Annotated in this window: 19 protein-coding genes; 12 read left to right on the top strand and 7 right to left on the bottom strand. The window is 60.8% G+C overall.

The window, feature by feature from the left end; translation table 11 throughout:
• The first annotated feature begins 1 nt into the window (after position 1).
• A complete protein-coding gene (locus tag ACQY1J_RS02635; RefSeq protein ID WP_430249247.1) occupies positions 2–1,378 on the top strand; it encodes an aspartate aminotransferase family protein in 1,377 nt (458 codons plus the stop codon).
• A gap of 111 nt (positions 1,379–1,489) precedes the next feature.
• On the top strand, positions 1,490–2,818 hold the full coding sequence (locus tag ACQY1J_RS02630; RefSeq protein WP_430249246.1) for an NAD(P)/FAD-dependent oxidoreductase: 1,329 nt from the start codon (positions 1,490–1,492) through the stop codon (positions 2,816–2,818).
• A gap of 569 nt (positions 2,819–3,387) precedes the next feature.
• On the opposite strand, the gene ACQY1J_RS02625 is transcribed toward ACQY1J_RS02630, so the two are convergent.
• The 5 genes from ACQY1J_RS02625 to ACQY1J_RS02605 all read right to left on the bottom strand — a co-directional run bounded on the left by ACQY1J_RS02625 (position 3,388) and on the right by ACQY1J_RS02605 (position 5,445).
• Complete coding sequence (locus ACQY1J_RS02625; protein WP_092662695.1) at positions 3,388–3,696, bottom strand: sigma 54-interacting transcriptional regulator; 309 nt, start codon at positions 3,694–3,696, stop codon at positions 3,388–3,390.
• 177 nt (positions 3,697–3,873) lie between these two features.
• Entirely contained in the window at positions 3,874–4,185 is a 312-nt protein-coding gene (locus ACQY1J_RS02620) for a hypothetical protein (protein WP_430249245.1), read from the bottom strand.
• Positions 4,186–4,262: 77 nt separating this feature from the next.
• Entirely contained in the window at positions 4,263–4,469 is a 207-nt protein-coding gene (locus ACQY1J_RS02615; protein WP_430249244.1) for a hypothetical protein, read from the bottom strand.
• A 90-nt stretch (positions 4,470–4,559) separates the two neighbouring features.
• Positions 4,560–4,796, bottom strand: coding sequence for a hypothetical protein (locus ACQY1J_RS02610; protein WP_139283871.1), 237 nt, complete (start codon positions 4,794–4,796; stop codon positions 4,560–4,562).
• Positions 4,797–5,076: 280 nt separating this feature from the next.
• A complete protein-coding gene (locus ACQY1J_RS02605) occupies positions 5,077–5,445 on the bottom strand; it encodes a LysR substrate-binding domain-containing protein (RefSeq protein ID WP_430249243.1) in 369 nt (122 codons plus the stop codon).
• 595 nt (positions 5,446–6,040) lie between these two features.
• Here ACQY1J_RS02605 and ACQY1J_RS02600 point away from each other — a divergent pair.
• Complete coding sequence (locus tag ACQY1J_RS02600; RefSeq protein WP_430249242.1) at positions 6,041–7,678, top strand: alpha/beta hydrolase; 1,638 nt, start codon at positions 6,041–6,043, stop codon at positions 7,676–7,678.
• A gap of 59 nt (positions 7,679–7,737) precedes the next feature.
• On the opposite strand, the gene ACQY1J_RS02595 is transcribed toward ACQY1J_RS02600, so the two are convergent.
• Complete coding sequence (locus ACQY1J_RS02595; RefSeq protein ID WP_249406480.1) at positions 7,738–9,252, bottom strand: metal-dependent hydrolase family protein; 1,515 nt, start codon at positions 9,250–9,252, stop codon at positions 7,738–7,740.
• Positions 9,253–9,362: 110 nt separating this feature from the next.
• On the opposite strand from ACQY1J_RS02595, the gene ACQY1J_RS02590 reads away from it, so the two are divergent.
• From ACQY1J_RS02590 to ACQY1J_RS02555, 8 genes are all read left to right on the top strand, one after another.
• On the top strand, positions 9,363–10,160 hold the full coding sequence (locus ACQY1J_RS02590; protein ID WP_430249241.1) for a hypothetical protein: 798 nt from the start codon (positions 9,363–9,365) through the stop codon (positions 10,158–10,160).
• A gap of 260 nt (positions 10,161–10,420) precedes the next feature.
• The gene (locus ACQY1J_RS02585) at positions 10,421–11,548 is read left to right on the top strand and encodes a transporter substrate-binding protein (protein ID WP_430249240.1); all 1,128 of its coding nucleotides are present in this window, start codon (positions 10,421–10,423) and stop codon (positions 11,546–11,548) included.
• Positions 11,545–12,126, top strand: a complete 582-nt coding sequence (locus tag ACQY1J_RS02580) for an ANTAR domain-containing protein (RefSeq protein WP_113111355.1) — start codon at positions 11,545–11,547, stop codon at positions 12,124–12,126. The genes ACQY1J_RS02585 and ACQY1J_RS02580 overlap by 4 nt, the downstream gene beginning before the upstream one ends.
• Positions 12,126–12,974 (top strand): ABC transporter permease, encoded by an 849-nt coding sequence (locus ACQY1J_RS02575; RefSeq protein WP_174197818.1) that lies wholly within the window; start codon positions 12,126–12,128, stop codon positions 12,972–12,974. The genes ACQY1J_RS02580 and ACQY1J_RS02575 overlap by 1 nt, the downstream gene beginning before the upstream one ends.
• Entirely contained in the window at positions 12,974–13,894 is a 921-nt protein-coding gene (locus ACQY1J_RS02570; RefSeq protein WP_430249239.1) for an ABC transporter permease, read from the top strand. The genes ACQY1J_RS02575 and ACQY1J_RS02570 overlap by 1 nt, the downstream gene beginning before the upstream one ends.
• Before the next feature lie 22 nt (positions 13,895–13,916).
• Positions 13,917–15,545: an ABC transporter substrate-binding protein gene (locus ACQY1J_RS02565; RefSeq protein WP_430249238.1), complete on the top strand. Its 1,629-nt coding sequence runs from the start codon at positions 13,917–13,919 to the stop codon at positions 15,543–15,545.
• A 69-nt stretch (positions 15,546–15,614) separates the two neighbouring features.
• Positions 15,615–16,559 carry an acetamidase/formamidase family protein gene (locus tag ACQY1J_RS02560; protein WP_430249237.1) on the top strand — a complete coding sequence of 315 codons (945 nt, stop codon included), beginning with the start codon at positions 15,615–15,617 and terminating at the stop codon, positions 16,557–16,559.
• 23 nt (positions 16,560–16,582) lie between these two features.
• Entirely contained in the window at positions 16,583–18,241 is a 1,659-nt protein-coding gene (locus tag ACQY1J_RS02555) for an ABC transporter ATP-binding protein (RefSeq protein WP_430250005.1), read from the top strand.
• Between the two features lie 134 nt (positions 18,242–18,375).
• On the opposite strand, the gene ACQY1J_RS02550 is transcribed toward ACQY1J_RS02555, so the two are convergent.
• Entirely contained in the window at positions 18,376–18,684 is a 309-nt protein-coding gene (locus ACQY1J_RS02550) for a hypothetical protein (protein WP_192078321.1), read from the bottom strand.
• A gap of 416 nt (positions 18,685–19,100) precedes the next feature.
• Between ACQY1J_RS02550 and ACQY1J_RS02545 the strand changes: the two genes are divergently transcribed.
• Positions 19,101–19,607, top strand: a complete 507-nt coding sequence (locus tag ACQY1J_RS02545) for a DUF427 domain-containing protein (RefSeq protein ID WP_430249235.1) — start codon at positions 19,101–19,103, stop codon at positions 19,605–19,607.
• Positions 19,608–19,655 lie beyond the last annotated feature (48 nt).

The raw sequence follows: 19,655 nt of genomic DNA, 5'->3' as shown, positions 1-19,655 counted from the left end.
CATGCTGTCCAATTCTCTTGTCGAACTCGATCGCCGCCATCTCATCCATCCGGTCGCCAGCTGGCGTGGTCATGAAGCGGCCGGCGTGCGCGTGCTGACGTCGGGACAAGGTGCCACGGTGCGCGATGCTTCGGGCAAGGAACTGATCGACGGTTTTGCCGGCCTGTGGTGCGTCAATGCCGGGTACGGGCAGGAAAGCGTCGTCGAGGCCGCCATGAAGCAGATGCGCGAACTGCCCTATGCCACCGGCTATTTCAGCCTCGGTTCGGAACCGGCAATCCGGCTGGCGGCACGTCTGGCCGATCATGCGCCGGGTGACCTCAACCATGTCTATTTCACGCTCGGCGGCTCCGACGCTGTCGACAGCACGGTGCGGTTCGTCCGGTATTACTGGCACGCGCGCGGTCTGCCGCAGAAGGACCTGTTCGTTACGCTGGAATACGGCTATCACGGCTCCTCGACCGCCGGCGCCGGCCTTACCGCCATTCCCGCTTTCCATGCCGGTTTCGGCGTGCCTTATGACTGGCAGCACAAGATCCCGTCGCCCTATCCCTACCGCAACCCGGTGGGTGATGATGCTGCCGCCATCATCGAACACTCGAAGGCACAGTTTCTGGCAAAGATCGAGGAATTGGGCGGGCCGGAACGCGTCGCGGCATTTTATGCCGAACCGATCCAAGGGTCCGGCGGCGTCATCGTGCCGCCCAAGGGCTGGATGAAGGCAATGCGCGATCTGTGCACCGAATACGACATTCTCTTCGTCGTCGACGAAGTCATCACCGCTTTCGGCCGCGCCGGCCCCATGTTTGCTTCGAGCGAAGACGGCATCGTGCCGGATATGATCACCACAGCGAAGGGCCTGACTTCTGGCTATGTGCCGATGGGTGCCGTGTTCCTGTCGGAAAAGGTCTACCAGACGATTGCCGACGGTGCCGGCAAGGCAGTCGTTGGCCATGGTTATACCTATTCCGCGCACCCGGTCTCGGCTGCCGTTGGTCTCGCAGTCCTCGACCTCTATGAGGGCGGACTGCTCGACAACGGTCGCCTGATGGGCGAGCGCCTGCAGGCAGGTCTCCAGTCACTGAAGGATCATCCGCTGGTCGGCGATGTGAGAGGTCGCGGCATGCTGGCCGCGATCGAGCTGACCACCGACAAGGCCAAGAAAACACCGCTGCCCGCTGCATCCCTGCCTTCGACGCGTATCTTTGAGCGCGCTTGGGATGCCGGCCTTGTCATTCGCGCTTTTGCCTGGGGTGTCATTGGTTATGCGCCGCCTCTGTGCTGCACCGAAGCCGAAATCGACGCCATCATCGAGCGCACCCGGCATGTGCTTGACCTGACGCTCGAGGACGCGGATGTACGTGCGCAATTGGGCTAGACCATTTTGAACAGGAACACGCCGCGACCGTTGCCGCTGCGTGATCCGCATTTCACGGCGACCATATAGGGTCGCACGCCGAGACCATTGCTGTTTTGCCTGGAGAGTTTTATGCCCGCGCCCCTGATGACGATTGCCACCGGAACCGATCTGCCGGCCCGCGCTGATGTGGTGGTGATCGGAGGCGGCATCGTCGGCACCTCGATCGCCTATTATCTGGCGCGGTCCGGCGTCAGTGTCGTGCTCTTAGAAAAGGGCCGGATCGGCGCGGAACAATCGAGCCGGAACTGGGGCTGGTGCCGCCAGCAGAACCGCGATGCCCGCGAACTGCCGATGGCGACCAAAAGCCTCGAACTATGGGATGCGCTCGCAGCCGAGATTGGCGAGGATACCGGTTTCCGCCGTTGCGGTCTGACCTATCTGTCCGATGACGAAAGCGAGATCGCCGGCTGGGCGAAGTGGCGCGACTTTGCCGTCACCCAAGGCGTGCGCACCGCCATGCTGACGCCGCAGGAAGCCGCTGAGCGTGGTCGAGCGACGGCCAAGACCTGGAAGGGCGGCGTGTTTTCGCAGGATGACGGCATTGCCGATCCATCGCGTGCCGCACCCGTTCTGGCGCTCGGCGTCATCAAGTATGGTGGGGCAGTCTTGCAGGAATGCGCCGCGCGCGGCGTCGAACTTTCCGCCGGTCGCGTCAGCGGCGTGGTGACGGAAAAGGGAACCATCGCTACGTCGCAGGTCGTCGTTGCAGGTGGGGCATGGGCATCGTCCTTCTGCCACCAGCTTGGCGTCGGAATGCCACAGGCATCGACGCGCTCGACCATCCTCTCTGTTGGTCCGGGTGCCGCCGGAGACATTCCACCAGCGCTTCATACAAAAGATGTGTCGATCACCGCGCGCGGCGATGGCGGCTGGACGCTGGCGGTTTCCGGCCGGGCGCAGCTCGACCCGACGCCGCAGAATATTCGATACGCCAAAGCCTTCCTGCCGATGTTCACCCGTCGCTGGGGCAACCTTTCTGCGGGCAGTCTGCAGGGCTGGGGCTGGAAACACGAGACGCGCCGCATCTGGAAGCTCGACCGGCCGACGCCCATGGAGCGGGCCCGTATTCTCGACCCGAAGCCGAACCGCGCTATTGCGCAGGATACGCTTGCACGAGCAAGAAAACTTCTACCCGGCCTTTCTGCCAATCCCGTTCAGGCCACGTGGGCCGGTTACATCGACAGCACGCCCGATGGCGTGCCGGTGATTGGCCCGGTGGACAAGATTCCGGGCCTGATGATCGCGGCCGGGTTTTCCGGTCACGGGTTTGGCATCGGTCCCGGTGCCGGCCTCCTTGTCGCGCAGATGTTGACCGGGCAGGCTACCTTCGTCGACCTGACTAATTATAGGTTGGAACGTTTCGCCAAGGGATCGTGGGGCAAGGTTTCCGAATTCTAGCGGCATCTGCCTTCTCAACGTGCAAGGTAGCGGCTTCACGAACGGTCGGTGGCAGGGCGAGCGATTTCACGCGTGTCATCAGTGGTTTGGCGAATGCGGAATTGCCGACCGTGCGAACTCCATCAAGGCGGCCGATTTTACAAGTCTCGGTGCAATCGGGCCCCGCAACCAAATCATCATTATCGAAAAACACCCGTAGCGACAAGCTGCGGGTGTTTTGCGTCGGGGATTACTTTACTTGCGAGGCTGGAGCGAAGTCTCCAGCCGTAACCCGCACTTGTGATCCTGTGCACCGAGCCGTCAGACAATGCCGAGTGCCTTCACCTACGAGGCAGGCGTTGTTGGCTTCATGTCCAGGAGTTCGGGGCCCCCCTTTCCCAAAAACCTTGCGGCCGCAACGCTGCAGGCATTGCCGATGTTGTCCCAGTCTTGCCGGCGCATCTCGGCTTCCGTGAGGACCGCTCCAGCCGCCCGGACGGTCGCGGCTGCGCTCCGGGTGCGGGAGCGTCCGCGAAGGCAAAGTCAATGCGGCTCTGCTGTGACAAAATGGAGGCCCGTTCGATCGCGTTCTAAAACTCGCGGACATTGCCCGGCCAGGCATATCGCTGCAGAGTCTGGAGGTTGGCGTTCGACAGCGTCAACTCGCGCCGGTGGGCGACGCTCTGCCGTCCCATAAAACGCTGGGCGATGAGGGGAATGTCTTCCCTCAGGTCCCGCAGAGGCACCGACTCGATTGGGAGGACCGCCAGACGGAAGAAGAGGTCCTCCCGAAACTCCGGGTTCTGCACGGCCTGCTTCAGATCGAGATAGGCGGCTACGCTAATCCGGAGAATGCCCAGATCGATCTCGACGCTACTGTTCGCAATGATGCCAGACATCAGATGGGCGGCCAGTTCCGCGAGGACGGCCGCGACTAATTCGTGCTGCCATCATGCGTCGACTGTAGATGTCGCGACGTGGGATAACGCGTCCGTCATGCCTTGTTGGCAGCAAAGAAAAAGGTCTGGATAAAACCCATCAGGCAGGAAGTCAGCCGTCAAGGTGCCGGTAATACGTTATCTGGGAGATATACACTTCGACTGGACGCCGCCTTCGCCGATGTGGACGTCATTGACTGCATCGTAGCTCAGCCGATACCGGGCGGCGCACCATGTAATATGTCGGACTTCGCTCGGCGTCAGCTTGGAGGAATTCGCGGTCGCCAAACCTTGTCCATTCTCGGCATATGCCGAGGCCGAGTTCCCACCGAAAGCTTCTGCGTTCGCCTGGGGCTCGGGGAACTGAAACGCATTGGCAGGGGCCACGAAAGCGGCAAACATGAGACCGCTGAAGGAGACGATGGAGGCGAGCTCGGCGACGTTGCGCATCTGAGAACCGATCTTCTATTCACTTGAAGAACGGCTGTTGCGTGATTTTAGTTCCTTTCGTCGGTGCTGCCGGCTTTTCAAGAGGCTTTCGGCCACCACAAAGCGGGATCAGACGGTGGAAATTGAGAACACAAGTCTCGCTCAGGAAGAGCATCCACCAGGTCCTTGGAGCGGTCGAGACACACCGCCGCGTCCTCGACGACCTCCGATCGTGGTTGCGCCTGCTTTAAGTCGATCACCCGCTTACTGCCCAACGGCGTGATCATCGCGAAATGGTCGTTCACATCCGACTTCCAGCAAACGGGTATTCATCAGACCACTCCCACCTATCCCAAGTGGCAGCCTTGCCCGCACCAGAAGATAAGAAGACAGGATTAGCGCGCAGGCAGCATGGCTCGGCCGGCATTTCTAATTGTGAGCGCTGAGTCCGCCATGGGTGCGATAAGGCCGCTTGCTATCGCTGAAGCGAGGGCCTCTGTGAATTCGGCACCTTCGAGGCCATGCTTCTTCGAAAAGTTTTGCACAGCACCGCGTGTCGAAGTCGGTGATACGCCAAACTTGTTATTCTTAAAAGCGTTGACGATAATTTGGTTTGTTTCGTCCAGGGTCATGATCATTCCTATGTGATGCAACGTGCTACCAGCAACCGGATCACCTTCATAGCACCTAAACTGTCGAGCGTGTCCTTTCGTGCTCAGAGCGAGAGATTGATCGCAGGAGGCGTGTGTATGACATTGGTTTATCGCAAACTCATTTTCGCCATCCTGCTTTTCCCTCTCGCGGACAACACCATCTTCCTCAATGTCGCGCGATGCGGTCGGGTCAAAACGGTGAATTACTGGTCGCTCCTTCTGAAAGGCTGGGAAGCAATCTTTCGCATCGGCCGATCGTCTAAGAGCTCCTGGCTTTCATGAAATCGATGAATGCCCGAACAGATGCGGCCATGTGAGAGCGTTCCGAGTAGTAGAGATAGAAGCCGGGGAAGAGCTTGCAAACCGGTTCGAGCACTCGCATAAGTTCGTTGGTTTTCAAATAGGGTTCCACCAGGTCCTCGATGAGGTAAGCCAGTCCAAGTCCCTCGCGAGCTGCTGAAAGGAGTAGCTCCGTATCGTTGACGGTAACGACGTTCTCGACATCAACATCGAGGACGCCATCTGCACCTTCGAACCGCGATGGGTACAGGGCTCGTCCCTGTGGTGGATTCCTGCTATTGTCTGCCCGATCTTCCAGCGGCCTTCGACCATTTGGATCGAGGCGCATTTGGGAAAATCGTCATCGACGTAGCCGAATAGAAGATGCCGCAGTCAGCAGTCGGATCACCTGTATCAATGCCTCAAAAACCGATCGTAGCGGCACGCCGCTACGATCGCCGGTAGACGCTTCGGGCCGCATGCGGGAATAATTTCCGCACCGCGCCCCGCCAATCGGTCATTCGCGACCTTGGACCTAAATCCCGTAACCAGTCGTTCGCTGCGCATTCGATGACAAGCCGCCAACAGCTTTGTGAAACACTTGTCTCAGCTTCTAAAACGGGGAGACTACGCTGTCGGATCCAGTGAAGGGTTCAAATCTTGATCCCTCGAGCTGACTGGATTTGTAATGCTGTTTGATTTGCATTTAATTGCCGCTGACTTTCGATGAGTTGGCTGGCATCCCTATCGCTCATGGGCAGTCCGAACAGGTATCCCTTGATCAGATGCGGCTTGAGGGCAGCAAGAACAGCCATCTCCTATTAGGTGTCGACGCCTTCGAGCACGCACCGCAAAATCAGCTTTGAGCATAGGGCAATGATGCCGGCGACGATTTCCCGCGATGTGATGCTATGGGTAGCGAAACTCCGGTTAGGGGCGGTTTGATGTACCAAATGGTCCGACGTTTTCTTGGTTCTTTGTCCCACACAGGCACGTTCATCGCGCTTGTTTTCTTTGCTGCCTCTCTCACTCCAAGTCTCTTGCCTCGGTCTTACCTGGTGCAAGGAGCGCTTTCGGGCGTCTGCGCCGCCGTGGGCTATATGGCGGGCGTGGCAGTGGCTTGGCTTTGGCGCTACCTGGAACTTCCTCGCGCCTCGAGCAGGGAACGACCCCTGAAGGTCGCATTCCTCATCGCTGCCATTGCCATCCTGGGTGTTTTTCTCTGGCACGCGGTCGAATGGCAAAACTCCATTCGCTTGCTTTGGGGCATGGATGCGCTCGATAGCGCTGAACCTTTGAAACTGGCTGCCGTTGCCATCCTCGCCTTCGCCGTGCTGCTCTTTACAGGACGTGTCTTTCAGCTTGCGGCTCGCGGTATTTCGGGGTGGATCAACAGGTACGTTCCTCGACGGGTGGCGAACGCCCTAGGCGTGACCCTGGCCGCCCTGTTGTTCTGGACTGCCGGGCAGGGGCTGCTGCTGCGATGGGCGCTGGACGCAACGGATGCCTCGTTCCAGAAAGTGGACGCGCTGATTGACGACGACACTCCTGAACCGACCGACCAGGCGAAAACCGGGAGCGCATCTTCACTGGTGTCGTGGGAGGGCCTTGGACTGCAGGGGCGCCGTTTTGTCAGCTCTGGCCCCACTGCGCCCGACGTCGGCGCGTTCTGGCAGCAGACAGCCGAGGAGCCGATCCGCGCCTATGTCGGGCTCAACAACGGCCATACGGTGGAAGCAAGAGCCGCGCTCGCCCTGAGAGAGCTTCAGCGACAGGGAGGTTTCGATCGGTCGATCCTCGTCATTATCGTCCCGACAGGAACCGGATGGGTTGATCCAGCCGCCATGGACACGCTCGAGTTTCTTCACCGCGGCGATGTGGCCAGCGTCGCGCTCCAATATTCCTATCTTGCGAGCTGGTTGTCTTTGATGGTGGAGCCGGACAATGGTCAGGCTGCGGCGAGGGCATTGTTCACCGAAGTCTACAGCCACTGGAAAACGCTTCCGCGTGAACGGCGGCCGAAGCTCTATCTGTATGGCTTGAGCCTCGGTGCGCTCAATTCGCAGCTATCGACGGACATCTATGATGTTGTGGCCGATCCGTTCCAGGGAGCACTTTGGACCGGCCCCCCATTTCGCAGTCAAAGATGGCGCACAATCACAGATCAGCGGCAAGACCTTTCGCCTGCGTGGCTTCCCAGGTTTCGCGATGGTTCCTTGGTGCGCTTTGCGAACCAAGCATCCCCTCCTGTCCAGTTTGAAGCGTCCTGGGGACCGATACGGTTTGTCTACTTGCAATATGCCAGTGACCCGATCGTCTTTTTTGAAACTGCTTCGTTGTTCAAGGAGCCGGATTGGATGAAGGGGGAAAGAGGCCCGGATGTCTCGCCGCGGCTCAGGTGGTTTCCCGTGGTGACCATGCTGCAACTGACATTTGACATGGCGATCGGCACAACATCGCCAATGGGGTTTGGCCACGTCTATGCACCGGAGGACTACATCGACAGTTGGATCGCATTGACCGATCCGCCCAATATGGATCACTCGGTGGTCGAGCAACTCAAGGCGCGGTTTGCCAAGTGACCGATTTCGGCGTGATCCAATAATCTCCGTGGGAGGGGACGGCCAGAGGACGAACTGATCTACGCAGCAATGTTCTTGTTCAACTGCCCATCCTTCATGATCACAAGGAAGTTTTTCGCCGGGTCCTCGATTAAGGCGATGTCCGCAATCGGGTCGCCGTCGACCAGCAGTAAGTCGGCGAGTGCGCCTTCCTGAACCACGCCCAGCTTCCCTTCGTAAGGGCTCCGAAGGCCGGAGAGCGCGAGTAGCTGGCCATTGTCCCCCGTCGCCATCTTCAGGATTTCGGCAGGCTTGTACCAGCGGGTGAGTTTTGTGAGTTGTGCACCCTGCCGCGCGGCTGCCTTATCATCGAACAGCGTGTCGGTACCCCAGGCCGTCTTGACCTTGTGCTTCTTGGCAAGCGCGTAGGCGGCGTCGGTGCCGGAAAACATCTGCAGTTGCTTGCGTCTGTTTGGCGACCCCTCGGCAAAGGGCGTTGCGTCCTGATCGTCCAGAAAGGGCTGTAGGCACCACCAGATACCTTTTTCCGCGAGCAGGGCCACCGTCTCGTCGTCGAGCAGGTTGCCATGCTCTATGCACCGAACGCCAGCGGCGACCGCCTGGGCGACTGCTTTTGGCGTATAGGCATGAACCGTCGCGTAGGTCCCCCAGTTCTCCGAAGCGCCGACGCCCGCTTCCATTTCCTCAAGCGTGAACTGCGTCACATCGAGCGGGTCGAACGCGGATGACACGCCTCCACCCGCCATGATCTTGATCTGCGACGCGCCGAGTGCCAGTTGTTCGCGGGCGCGCTTTCGGACCGTGCCGGGATCGTCGGCAATGGCCGAGCCGCCCACACGCTCACTGTAGGTGAAATCGTCCGGCCGCGCGGGGAGGTCGATCGGAAGCCTGAAGTCGCCGTGGCCACCCGTTTGCGAAATGAACGCACCCGATGGCCAGATCCTGGGCCCGGGAACGAGCCCGGCATCGATGCCGCGCTTCAACCCGAAGCAGGGGCCGCCCATATCGCGAATTGTGGTGAACCCCCTCATCAAGGTGTCGTTGGCCGCCTTCACTGCCGCGACATTGATGAAGCCGATATCAGACGTCAGGACGGCCAATTGGGGAACCGTCGCAAACATGATGTGGGTATGCGCGTCGATCATGCCCGGCATCAGCGTTCGCCCGCCGCCCGCTATTCGCGTGACGGAAAGGTCGGCTGGAATCTGGATCGGTGACGGTGAAATCGACGTTATCCGGTTTCCGATCACCAGCACATTGGATGGATTGGACAATGTTTCCGACATACCGTCGAATATGCGCACATTTTCGAACAACACGGCTTTTGTCGGCGTTGCTTGAGCCTGCACGGCGCTCGGCAGACCCGCCAGCCCGAACCCCGCCAGCACCGCAGCGGCGCCGACGAAAAATCCGCGGCGCCGGAGATCGGCATTCATTCGGTGCGTGAGCGTCTGCAATACGGGATCGCAACATTTGCACGGCAGGTCGCTGGTGAGATGATCGTACTTCGTGCCAAACCGAAATCTCATGCTTCCCCCCTCCGCGAGCATCACGACACAAGCATACGCCCGCATTCAATTTTCCACGAAAAGTCGAAATAGGTTACGCGTGAATAACCACTGCTTGCAAGCAAAAACTATAGTGATATCGTGGAAGTACGCACAGGTTCCGATGGGAGAAACCTATGTTTTACAACATCGTTCTCGCGGCCGGACTTACGCTCGCATTGTCGCTTCCGGCATCCGCCGAAGATCAGGCGACTGATCTACTTGCTGACCGTGAATGGAGCATCATCGTCAGTCCCTATGTCTGGGCTGCGTCCCTGGATGGCGATGCGTCGCTGGCAGGTTTGGATAGCAATGTCGATATTCCGTTTTCGGATATTTTCAAACACCTCGATCTTGCGGCCATGGGCAATGTCGAAGTGACGAACGGACTTTTCGGCTTCTACTTTGATGGACAGTACGTTCAGACGAGCCAGGACGAGGATCTCGCCGACTTCGAGGTCGGCTTGAAGATCAAGACGACTATTCTGGCAGCCGGCGCTTACTACCGCGTCTACGACCTCGCACTTGGGGGCGACACGGTGTTTGGTGAACCGCGGCATTTCACCGTCGAGCCTACGGTCGGCATCCGTTGGACAAAACTCGAAGCGCATGCTGATGCAGGCTTCATCTCGGCAAACAAGTCTGCGGACTGGCTTGACCCGTTCGTGGGCATGCGTCTGAGCACAGACCTTTCCGACCGGTGGAACCTGGCCGGCGAAGCCGACATTGGCGGGTTAGATATTGGTTCGAAGCTCGCAGTAAATGCCCAGGCCTATCTCGGATACCGGACCTACATGTTTAATCATCCAACGATTTTGCGCGTTGGGTATCGTGTGCTTTCGCAAGACTACGAAACGGACGATTTCACCGGAAACAAATTTCGCTGGGACGTTACCCAGCATGGCCCGGTATTGGGCTTTTCCATGCGTTTCTGACGGTGTCTCGATCCCAGTGATCTGCGTCTGAGATCATGTCAGCGAGGACGTCTGGATGTCCAACAGACAGCGTGCGATCCCGAAGTCGAAGACCCGTCGCACTTGACAACGCAGTGCTGCCTGTATTTTACTCAAGCTCGCGGAATAGGCATGCGCCGCCGCATCACATGACTTCGATTGTCTCCAGGCAGCTTCGCCTCACATCGCCCCGCCCCGTGCGGGATCTGCGTTGTGGGGTTTTTTGGTTTTGGTGCACCCGCATGAGCGACCCGATCAGGATTGGCATTCTCTTTTCGACAACCGGACCCTATGGGTCGATGGGGCGGGACGCGCGCGACGGTGCCGATCTCGCGATTGCCGAATTCGGCGACGTGTCTGATGGCGGCGTCGATGCTCTGTTCTTCGATCCCCACGCGGATCTTGCCGCCTATCTGGATGGTGCCCGCGATCTGCTAAGACAGGGATGCCGCCACATCGTCGGCACCATCACTTCGGCTGCCCGCAAGGAAGTCCTGCCGCTGATCGAAAAGCATGACGGTCTTCTCTGGTACATGTGCCCCTACGAGGGGTTCGAGGCCAATGAGAGCGTCATCTATCTCGGCGGCTGTCCGAACCAGCACCTCCTGCCGCTGTTCGAGTATCTCATCCCGCGCTATGGCAAGCGGCCCTATCTGGTCGGCGCCAACTATGTCTGGGGCTGGGAAATGAACCGGCTGGCGCGCGAACTGGTGGGCAGTGCCGGCGGCGAGGTTCTCGGTGAGCGTTACCTGCCGCTTGATGAAACCGCCGTCGAACGGATCATCGCGGAGATCGAGCAGCGGCGTCCAAGTTTCATTCTGAACAACCTTATCGGGCCTTCGAGCTATGCGTTTCTGGCCGCGATGCGGGCGCTGGCTGACAGGGAGCCTGCGTTTCGGCCTGAGGTCTGCCCGGTCGTCAGCTGCGATCTGATGGAATGCGAGCTTGTCGATATCGCGCCGGGTGCTGCCACGGGGCAGCTTTGCGCCGCCTCCTATTTCGATACGCTGGCGACGTCCGAAAACGCGCGCTTCAAGCGGAATGTTCATGCGAGGTTCGGCGAGCGCCGGGTGTCGAGTGTCTTTGCGAGCGCCTACACGGCGGTCAAACTCGCACTTGCGGCAATTTCGGCGGCGAGTACCGACGATCCGCGGGCCGTGCGGCAGCAGCTCAGCCGCCAGCCCTGGCCGAGCCTGTTTGGGCCGCTTGCCATCGATGCGGAAACCAACCATGCGGCGCTGCCCTTCCATCTCGGCCGCATCAACAGTTCCAACAGTTTCGACGTGATCGCTTCGCGGCCGCCGCTTGCGGCAGATCCTTATCTCACCGGCGGCAATCGTCTGCAGCCGAGACTGCGGGTGGTGTCATGAGGCAGACCCCGACTTTCGCCGGCTCAAAGGTCACGATCCTCCACCGCGAAGACGGCAATACCGAAAAGCTCGTGCGCCAGCTTCGGCTGCTCGGTGTCGAGGCAAATGTCCAGTGGGCGCCGCTATCGCCCGGCGATCTGCCCGACATCATCATGGTCGATGCGGACCAGGGCTGGGACGATCTCCTGCCGTTCGACAGGCAGGCACCGCTTCGCCCCGTCGTCGCACTGCTCGGATCGGAAGCGCCCGGTCGCATTGCCTGGGCGCTGTCGCAAGGGGCGGGCGCCATCATCGCCAAGCCCGTCGCCAGTTCCGCCGTCTATCCCGCGCTCGTCATGGCGCTGTCCATCCAGCAGGAGCGCGAGGAGGCGCAGGATCGCATCCGGCATCTGGAGGAGCGCTCGCGCCTGCGCCCGCTGGTCTATGCGGCGGTCGAGCGTCTGATGGTCTCGCATGCCATCGGCGAGGATCAGGCCTATCGGACGCTGCGCGAATGCGCCATGCGCCGCCGCTTGCCGATGGAGCAGATCGCGGCCTTTATCGTTGCCGGCGCCGAACCGCTCCCGGAGGCGATCTGATGCGGGTGTTCAAGGAGCTTCTGAGGCAGCCGGTCGCGTTGTTCGGCATTCTCATCGTCCTCACGGTCGTCATTGCAGCGCTCGCCGCGCCGATGATCGCGCCGTTCGATCCTGACAACCAGATGTTCGACGGGCTTTCGCTGGAAGGCGCCCCGCTGCCGCCGGGCGGACCGTTTCTGCTCGGCACCGACACGCTGGGTCGGGACCTGTTTTCGCGTCTTCTCTACGGCGCCCGCACATCGCTGATCATCGGGCTCGTCGCCAATGGCGTGGCGGTCACGATCGGGCTGTTCGTCGGCATCGTCGCAGGTTACGTGCGCGGCTTCTTCGGCACGCTCCTGATGCGGTTTACCGATCTGATGATGGCGTTTCCGGCGCTGCTGCTGGCAATCGTGCTGGCCGCCCTGCTTCGCCCGAGCCTCTGGATCGTCGCGATGGTGATCGCGCTGGTCAACTGGGTGCAGGTCGCCCGGATCGTCTATACCGAGACCCGCGGGCTGGTGGAGCGCGACTTCATCATGGCCGAACGTTCGCTCGGTGCCGGTCACGGGCGGATCCTGTTCCTGCATATCCTGCCGCATCTGATGCCTACAGCGATCGTCTGGGGCACGCTCGGCATCGCGACGACCGTGCTTCTCGAAGCGACGCTGTCCTTCCTCGGGATCGGTGTGCAGCCGCCGCAGCCGTCATGGGGCAATATCATCTTCGAGAGCCAGAGCTATTTCCAGGCGGCACCGTGGCTGGTGTTTTTCCCCGGCGCGATCATTCTACTGACGGCACTCTCCTTCAACCTCGTCGGTGACGCCCTTCGCGACATTCTCGATCCGACGCAGCGGGGACGCGGCTGATGGCGATGCTCTTTCTCCGGCGCGTGGTGCAGATGGCGCTGATCCTGCTCGGGGTCGCGGCGATCACCTTCGTGCTGCTCTACGCCCTGCCGGCGGATCCGGCCCGGATGATTGCCGGCCGCAGCGCAACGGCGCAGACGGTCGCCAACATCCGCCGCGAACTCGGCCTCGACCAGTCGTTGCCGGTGCAGTTCTGGTCCTATCTCTCCAACCTGCTGCAGGGCAATCTCGGTCGCTCCTATGCGCAGAAGACCGAAGTGGCGACGCTGATCATGGCGCGGCTGCCGGCCACCCTGACGCTGATGTTTTCCGGCATCGTCGTCGAAGTGGTGCTCGGGCTGACGCTTGGAACGATCGCTGCCGTCCGCCGCGGCGGGTTTGTCGACCGGGTGGTGATGATGGCATCCTTTGTCGGCGTGTCGGCGCCGCAATTCGTGGTGGCGCTGCTGCTGCTTTATGTGTTTGCCGCAACGCTCGGCTGGTTTCCGATGAGCGGCTACGGCACGTTTTCGCATGTGGTTCTGCCGGCCGCCACGCTCGGCGTGCTCGGTGCCGGGTGGTATGCCCGCATGGTCCGCTCGGCAATGATCGACGTGCTGAACCAGGATTACGTTCGCACGGCGCGCGCCAAAGGGTTGTCGTCGCGCCGCATCACCTTGCGCCATGCGCTGCCCAATGCGGTGCTTCCGGTCATCGCCATGATCGGCATCGACATCGGTCAGTTCATGGGCGGTGTCGTCGTTGTCGAGGCCGTCTATGGCTGGCCGGGCATCGGCCAGCTGGCCTGGCAGGCGATCCAGCAGGTGGATATTCCGATCATCATGGGCGTCACGCTCACCTCTGCGCTCGCCATCATTCTCGGCAACCTCGTTGCAGACCTCATCGCGCCGGTCATCGACCCGCGCATTAGAACCCGCTGACAGCAACAAAAAGGGGAACGACATGTTCAAACGCTGGCTTCGAAACACAACCGTTGCAACCATGGTGGCAATCGCCCCCGTGGGCACGATGTCCGCCATGGCGCAGGGCGCACCGCAGCAGGGCGGCGATATCGTCGTCACCTACAAGGACGACATCACCACGCTCGATCCGGCGATCGGTTACGACTGGGTCAACTGGTCGATGATCAAGAGCCTTTATTCGCGCCTGATGGATTACGAGCCGGGCACGCCGAACCCGGTGCCGTCGCTCGCCGAAAGCTTTGAGGTCGCTCCGGACGGGCTGACCTACACGTTCAAGCTCCGCAAGGGCGTAAAATTCTCGAACGGTCGCGAAGTCGTCGCCTCCGACGTCAAATACTCGATCGAGCGTGCCGTCGATCCGAAGACGCAAGGCCCCGGTGCCGGCTTCTTCGGCGCCATCAATGGCTTCGAGGACGTGACGGGTGGCAAGTCGACGACATTGTCAGGCATCGAGACGCCGGATGCCGGCACGGTCGTGTTCAAGCTGTCGCGCCCCGATGCGACCTTCCTGCACGTGCTCGCGATCAACTTTGCCTCGGTCGTGCCGAAGGAAGCCGTCGAGGCAGCCGGCGGCGATTTCGGCAAGAACCCGGTCGGCTCCGGTACGTTCACTCTGAAGGAATGGACGATCGGACAGCGTCTCGTGTTCGAGAAGAACCCGGCCTATTACGTCAAGGACATGCCGCATATCGACAAGTTCACCGTCGAAGTCGGCCAGGAACCGCTGGTTGCCTTGCTGCGCGTGCAGAAGGGCGAGGTCGATATCGCCGGTGACGGCATCCCGCCGGCAAAGTTCCTGGAGATCAAGAACTCGCCCGACGGCGCCCGGATCATCGTCGACGGCGAGCAGCTGCATACGGGCTACATCACGCTCAACACCAAGATGAAGCCGTTTGACAACGTCAAGGTGCGTCAGGCCCTCAACATGGCGGTCAACAAGGATCGCGTCGCGCGTATCCTCAACGGCCGCGCCACGCCTGCCAACCAGCCGTTGCCGCCGCTGATGCCCGGTTACGACAAGTCGTTTACCGGCTATGCCTACGACGTTGCCAAAGCCAAGGCGCTGCTTGCGGAAGCGGGCTTTGCCGACGGTTTCGAGACCGTGCTCTACTCGACGAATACCGATCCGCAGCCGCGCATTGCCCAGGCCATCCAGCAGGATCTGGCAGCAATCGGCGTCAAGGCCGAAATCCGGGCGCTTGCCCAGGCGAACGTGATTGCTGCCGGCGGCACGGAAGGCGAAGCGCCGATGATCTGGTCGGGCGGCATGGCCTGGATCGCCGACTTCCCGGACGCGTCGAACTTCTACGGCCCGATCCTCGGCTGTGCCGGTGCCGTACAGGGCGGCTGGAACTGGTCCTGGTACTGCAACAAGGATCTCGATGCCCGCGCCGTTGCGGCAGACTCCATGTCCGATCCTGCAAAGGCTGCGGAGCGTACCGCTGCCTGGGGCAAGGTCTTCACCGACATCATGGCCGATGCGCCATGGGTTCCGGTCATCAATGAGCGCCGCGTCGTCGCCAAGTCGCTGCGCATGGGCGGTGCCGACAACATCTACATCGATCCGACCCGCGTCATCAATTACGACGCGATCTTCGTGAAGCAGTAAGCCTTCTCGCAGTTACCCTCCCGGCCAGGAAGCCGGGAGGGTTTCGATAGGAATGAAGGGAGAGACCCCATGTGCATAGCCTGTACCCACACCATTCATCGCGCTCAGCATAATTTTGGCTGGAACAAGGATTTCGAACCGGCAGTGGTCGCGAAACCGGGCGAGACGATCCATTTCGAGTGCCTGGATTCCTCCGGCGGCCAGCTCGGGCGTGATGCGACGCTGGAGACGCTGAACAGCCTCGATTTCGGCAAGATCAATCCGGTTTCCGGACCTGTTTATGTGGAAGGCGCCAAGCCGGGCGACGCGCTGAAGGTCACGCTGCGCAGGTTCATTCCGTCAGGCGTCGGCTGGACGGCCAACATTCCGGGCTTCGGTCTTCTGGCCGACCAGTTCAAGGACCCGGCGCTGCATGTCTGGACCTATGATACGGCCACCATGGCGCCGTCGCTGTTTGGCCCCGGCGGACGGGTGCCGCTGAAACCGTTTGCAGGGACGATCGGTGTCGCTCCTGCCGAACCGGGGACCCATTCGGTCGTGCCGCCGCGCCGTGTCGGGGGCAACCTCGATATTCGCGACCTGTCGGCCGGCGTCACGCTCTACCTGCCGGTTGAAGTCGAAGGTGCGCTGTTTTCGATCGGCGATACGCATGCCGCCCAGGGCGACGGTGAGGTCTGCGGCACGGCGATCGAAAGCCAGATGAATGTCGAGGCGACGATCGAGCTGGTCAAGGATGCGAAGCTCCAGTCGCCGCGCTTTACGGTTACCGAGCCCGTGACCCGCCATCTCGACGGCGCCGGATACGAAGTCACGACCGGTATCGGGCCGGACCTGATGACCGGTGCGCGCGAAAGTGTCATGCGGATGATCGATCTTTTGACCGTCGAGCACGGGTTGAACCCGGTCGATGCCTATATGCTTTGTTCCGTCTGCGGCGATCTCAGGATCAGCGAGATCGTCGATGCGCCGAACTGGGTGGTGTCGTTCTACTTCCCGCGGATCGTCTTCGCGTGAACGAGCATTCCGCCACAGCTGCAATGCCGATCCTCAGCGTCCGCGATCTCGATGTCGATGCGCGAACGCCCGAGGGGCGCAAGCCGGTTCTGCGAAACGTGAGCTTCGATCTGGCGGCGGGCGAAACGCTCTGCATCGCGGGCGAATCCGGGTCGGGCAAATCCGTCACATCGCTGTCGATCATGGGACTGTTGCCGAAGGCCTCTCTCACTGTCACCGCGGGCAAGATTCTGCTCGGCGATCGCGACCTGACATCGCTTTCCGATCGGGCGATGCGCGCGGTGCGGGGCGGCGATATCGCGATGATCTTCCAGGAGCCGATGACGTCGCTCAATCCCGTGATCTCGATCGGCGCGCAGCTGACCGAAGCGATCCGCGAGCATCAGGGCCGCGACAATGCCGACGCCGTGGCGCTGCAGATGCTCGATGCGGTGCATATGACCGAACCGGCACGCCGGATGAAGCAGTTTCCGCACGAGCTTTCCGGCGGCATGCGGCAGCGGGTGATGATCGCCATGGCGCTGTCCTGCCGGCCGAAAGTGCTGATCGCCGACGAGCCGACAACCGCGCTCGATGTGACGGTGCAGGCGCAGATCCTGAAGCTGATGCGCGAATTGAAGCGCGAGTTCGACACCTCGATCATTATGATCACCCACGACATGGGTGTTGTGGCGGAAATGGCCGACCGCGTCGTCATCCTGCAGAACGGCGGGATCGTCGAGCAGGGCGGTGTCATCGATATCTTCCACCGGCCGCAGGCGGCCTATACGCAGCAGTTGCTGGCCGCCGTGCCGATCCTTGGTGCGCATGCGGGAACCGACGGTCCGCCGCGTGTCTCGGCCGAACCGAAGCAGCCGCTTCCCGCGCCCGATCGGTCGCCTGTCCTCAATGTCCGCGATCTCGGCGTCAGCTATGGCAGCGTCGCCGGCCGGATTTTCAAGGGCAAGCCGCCGGTGAATGCGGTCAGCGACGTCGCCTTCGATATCCTGCCCGGCGAGACGCTGGGTTTGGTCGGCGAAAGCGGATCGGGCAAATCGACCACCGGAAAGGCGGTCCTCGGCCTTATTCCCTTCACCGGCCATGTGATGATCGACGGCCGCGAGATCGGCATGCTTAGCCAGCGCGATATGCAGGCTGTGCGCCGGTCGGCGCAGATGATCTTCCAGGATCCCTATGCCTCGCTCGATCCGCGCATGGCTGTCGGTCGGGCGATCGCCGAACCCTTGGTCATCCACGGTATCGGCAACAGAACCGAGCGGCAGGACCGTGTCGCAGACCTGCTTCGCCGCGTCGGGCTGCCGCCGGAGGCCACCAGCCGTTATCCGCACGAGTTTTCAGGCGGCCAGCGCCAGCGCATCTGCATCGCCCGGGCGCTGGCTCTCGAACCCAAGCTCATCGTCGCCGACGAAAGCGTTGCGGCGCTCGACGTCTCGGTGCGTGCACGCGTGCTGGACCTGATGCTGGAACTGCAGGAGACGATGGGCATCGCCTATCTGTTCATCAGCCACGACATGGCGGTGATCGAGCGCATGTCTCACAATGTGGCCGTGATGCGCGGTGGGTCGATCGTCGAGATGGGCCGCCGCCGCGACGTCTTCGAACAGCCGAAGGACGACTATACGCGGGCGTTGATGGCTGCCGTCCCGATCCCCGATCCCGCTGCGCGTCGCCATCACGGTTAAGGCGACGCGTATTCGTGGATTGCCTGACCTCGATGCGGGTCCGTTGCCAACCCTTGACGGAGCAACCAGGCAATCGCCTCATCTAACCTCGACTTTCGCATATTTGCTGATCCGCGCACCAACGCCCTACGGTCTCAGAAGTCGCTTTGAACCGCTCGGCGCTTCTCCCGCTCCATTCTCTCCTGTTCCGACATGGGGCGGTTCGCGGAGGCCTCTTCTTCGAGACGACTGCGTTCGCGGGCCTTGTCGCGGAAGATCGCGACGGTTGAGGCCATCGCGCCGATTTCGTCTGATCTGCCTTCGCTATATATCAAGAAATCGACGTTGCGGTGCGCAAGCGAGCCTATTGCCTTTGCAATCGCGTTGAGGGGGACGGTGACGCTGGCGATGACGGCCCAGATTGAGAGGGCGGCGAGAACCAGTGCAGATCCAAGTCCGATCATCTGCAGGTAGGGAAAGCTGCCGGCAGCCTCCGAGACATCAGCACCGATCGTCTTGTTCTGTGTCTCCTGTTAGTCGATGAAGCGGTTGATTGCGGCCAGCCATTCCACGAAGTATGGGCGGGCCTTTTGCATCAGCAGGACTTAAGCGTCTGCACTGTTCCCGTTGCGGACAATAGAGATTATCTGAGCGACGACCGGGTTTGTTTTAGCCTGTATGTGAGCAATGTCGTTGATAATAACCTTCTCATCAGCTGATGTGTCGGCGCGCTCGCCCAGCATCTTGTTGAAATGCGCCGGCGGCTGCGGCGCAGGTTGAATGTTTGTTGAGACGGCCGATTGCGAGGACCAGCCATGTCACCCTTCCGCCCTTGTAAATTACCGTCGCTGATGCATCCTGGCACGGACTGGAGGACATCATGGCTACACTTACTTATCCCGTTCCAGACCCATGCCTGCCCGGGCAGGAGAGTGTCTGGTCTTTCCCGAGGCCGAGCATCGCCCAGCCTGTGCGCAATCATTTGAAAATCATCTACAACGGCCGCGTTCTCGCGGAGACGACGGCCGCAGTGCGCACGATCGAAACAAGCCATCCGCCGACCTATTATTTTCCGCCCGCCGACGTAGATCTCTCTATGCTGCTTGAGAGCAGCAGCAGGTCGATCTGCGAGTGGAAAGGACAGGCGCGCTATTTCGATATTCAATCGGGCGACAAAACGAGCAGGAACGCAGCCTGGGCCTATGCGCATCCCACGACATCCTTTGCCCTGATTAAGAGTTTCATAGCCTTCTACCCAAAGGCCATGGACTTGTGCCTCGTAGACGACGAGGCCGTTGTGCCCCAAGCCGGGACGTTCTACGGCGGCTGGATCACCTCAGCCATTGCTGGCCCGTTCAAAGGTCCGCCTGGGACAGAGCGTTGGTGAATGGGGCCAGATAACGTTCAATGGGCTTGCGATGTACCAGCGACGCTG

Origin of the sequence: Neorhizobium sp. DAR64860/K0K1, assembly GCF_050500205.1 — a bacterium.
GTDB lineage: Bacteria > Pseudomonadota > Alphaproteobacteria > Rhizobiales > Rhizobiaceae > Neorhizobium > Neorhizobium soli.
The sequence above is the reverse complement of the archived record's forward strand: the minus strand, read 5'-3'. Positions and strand labels throughout refer to the sequence as shown.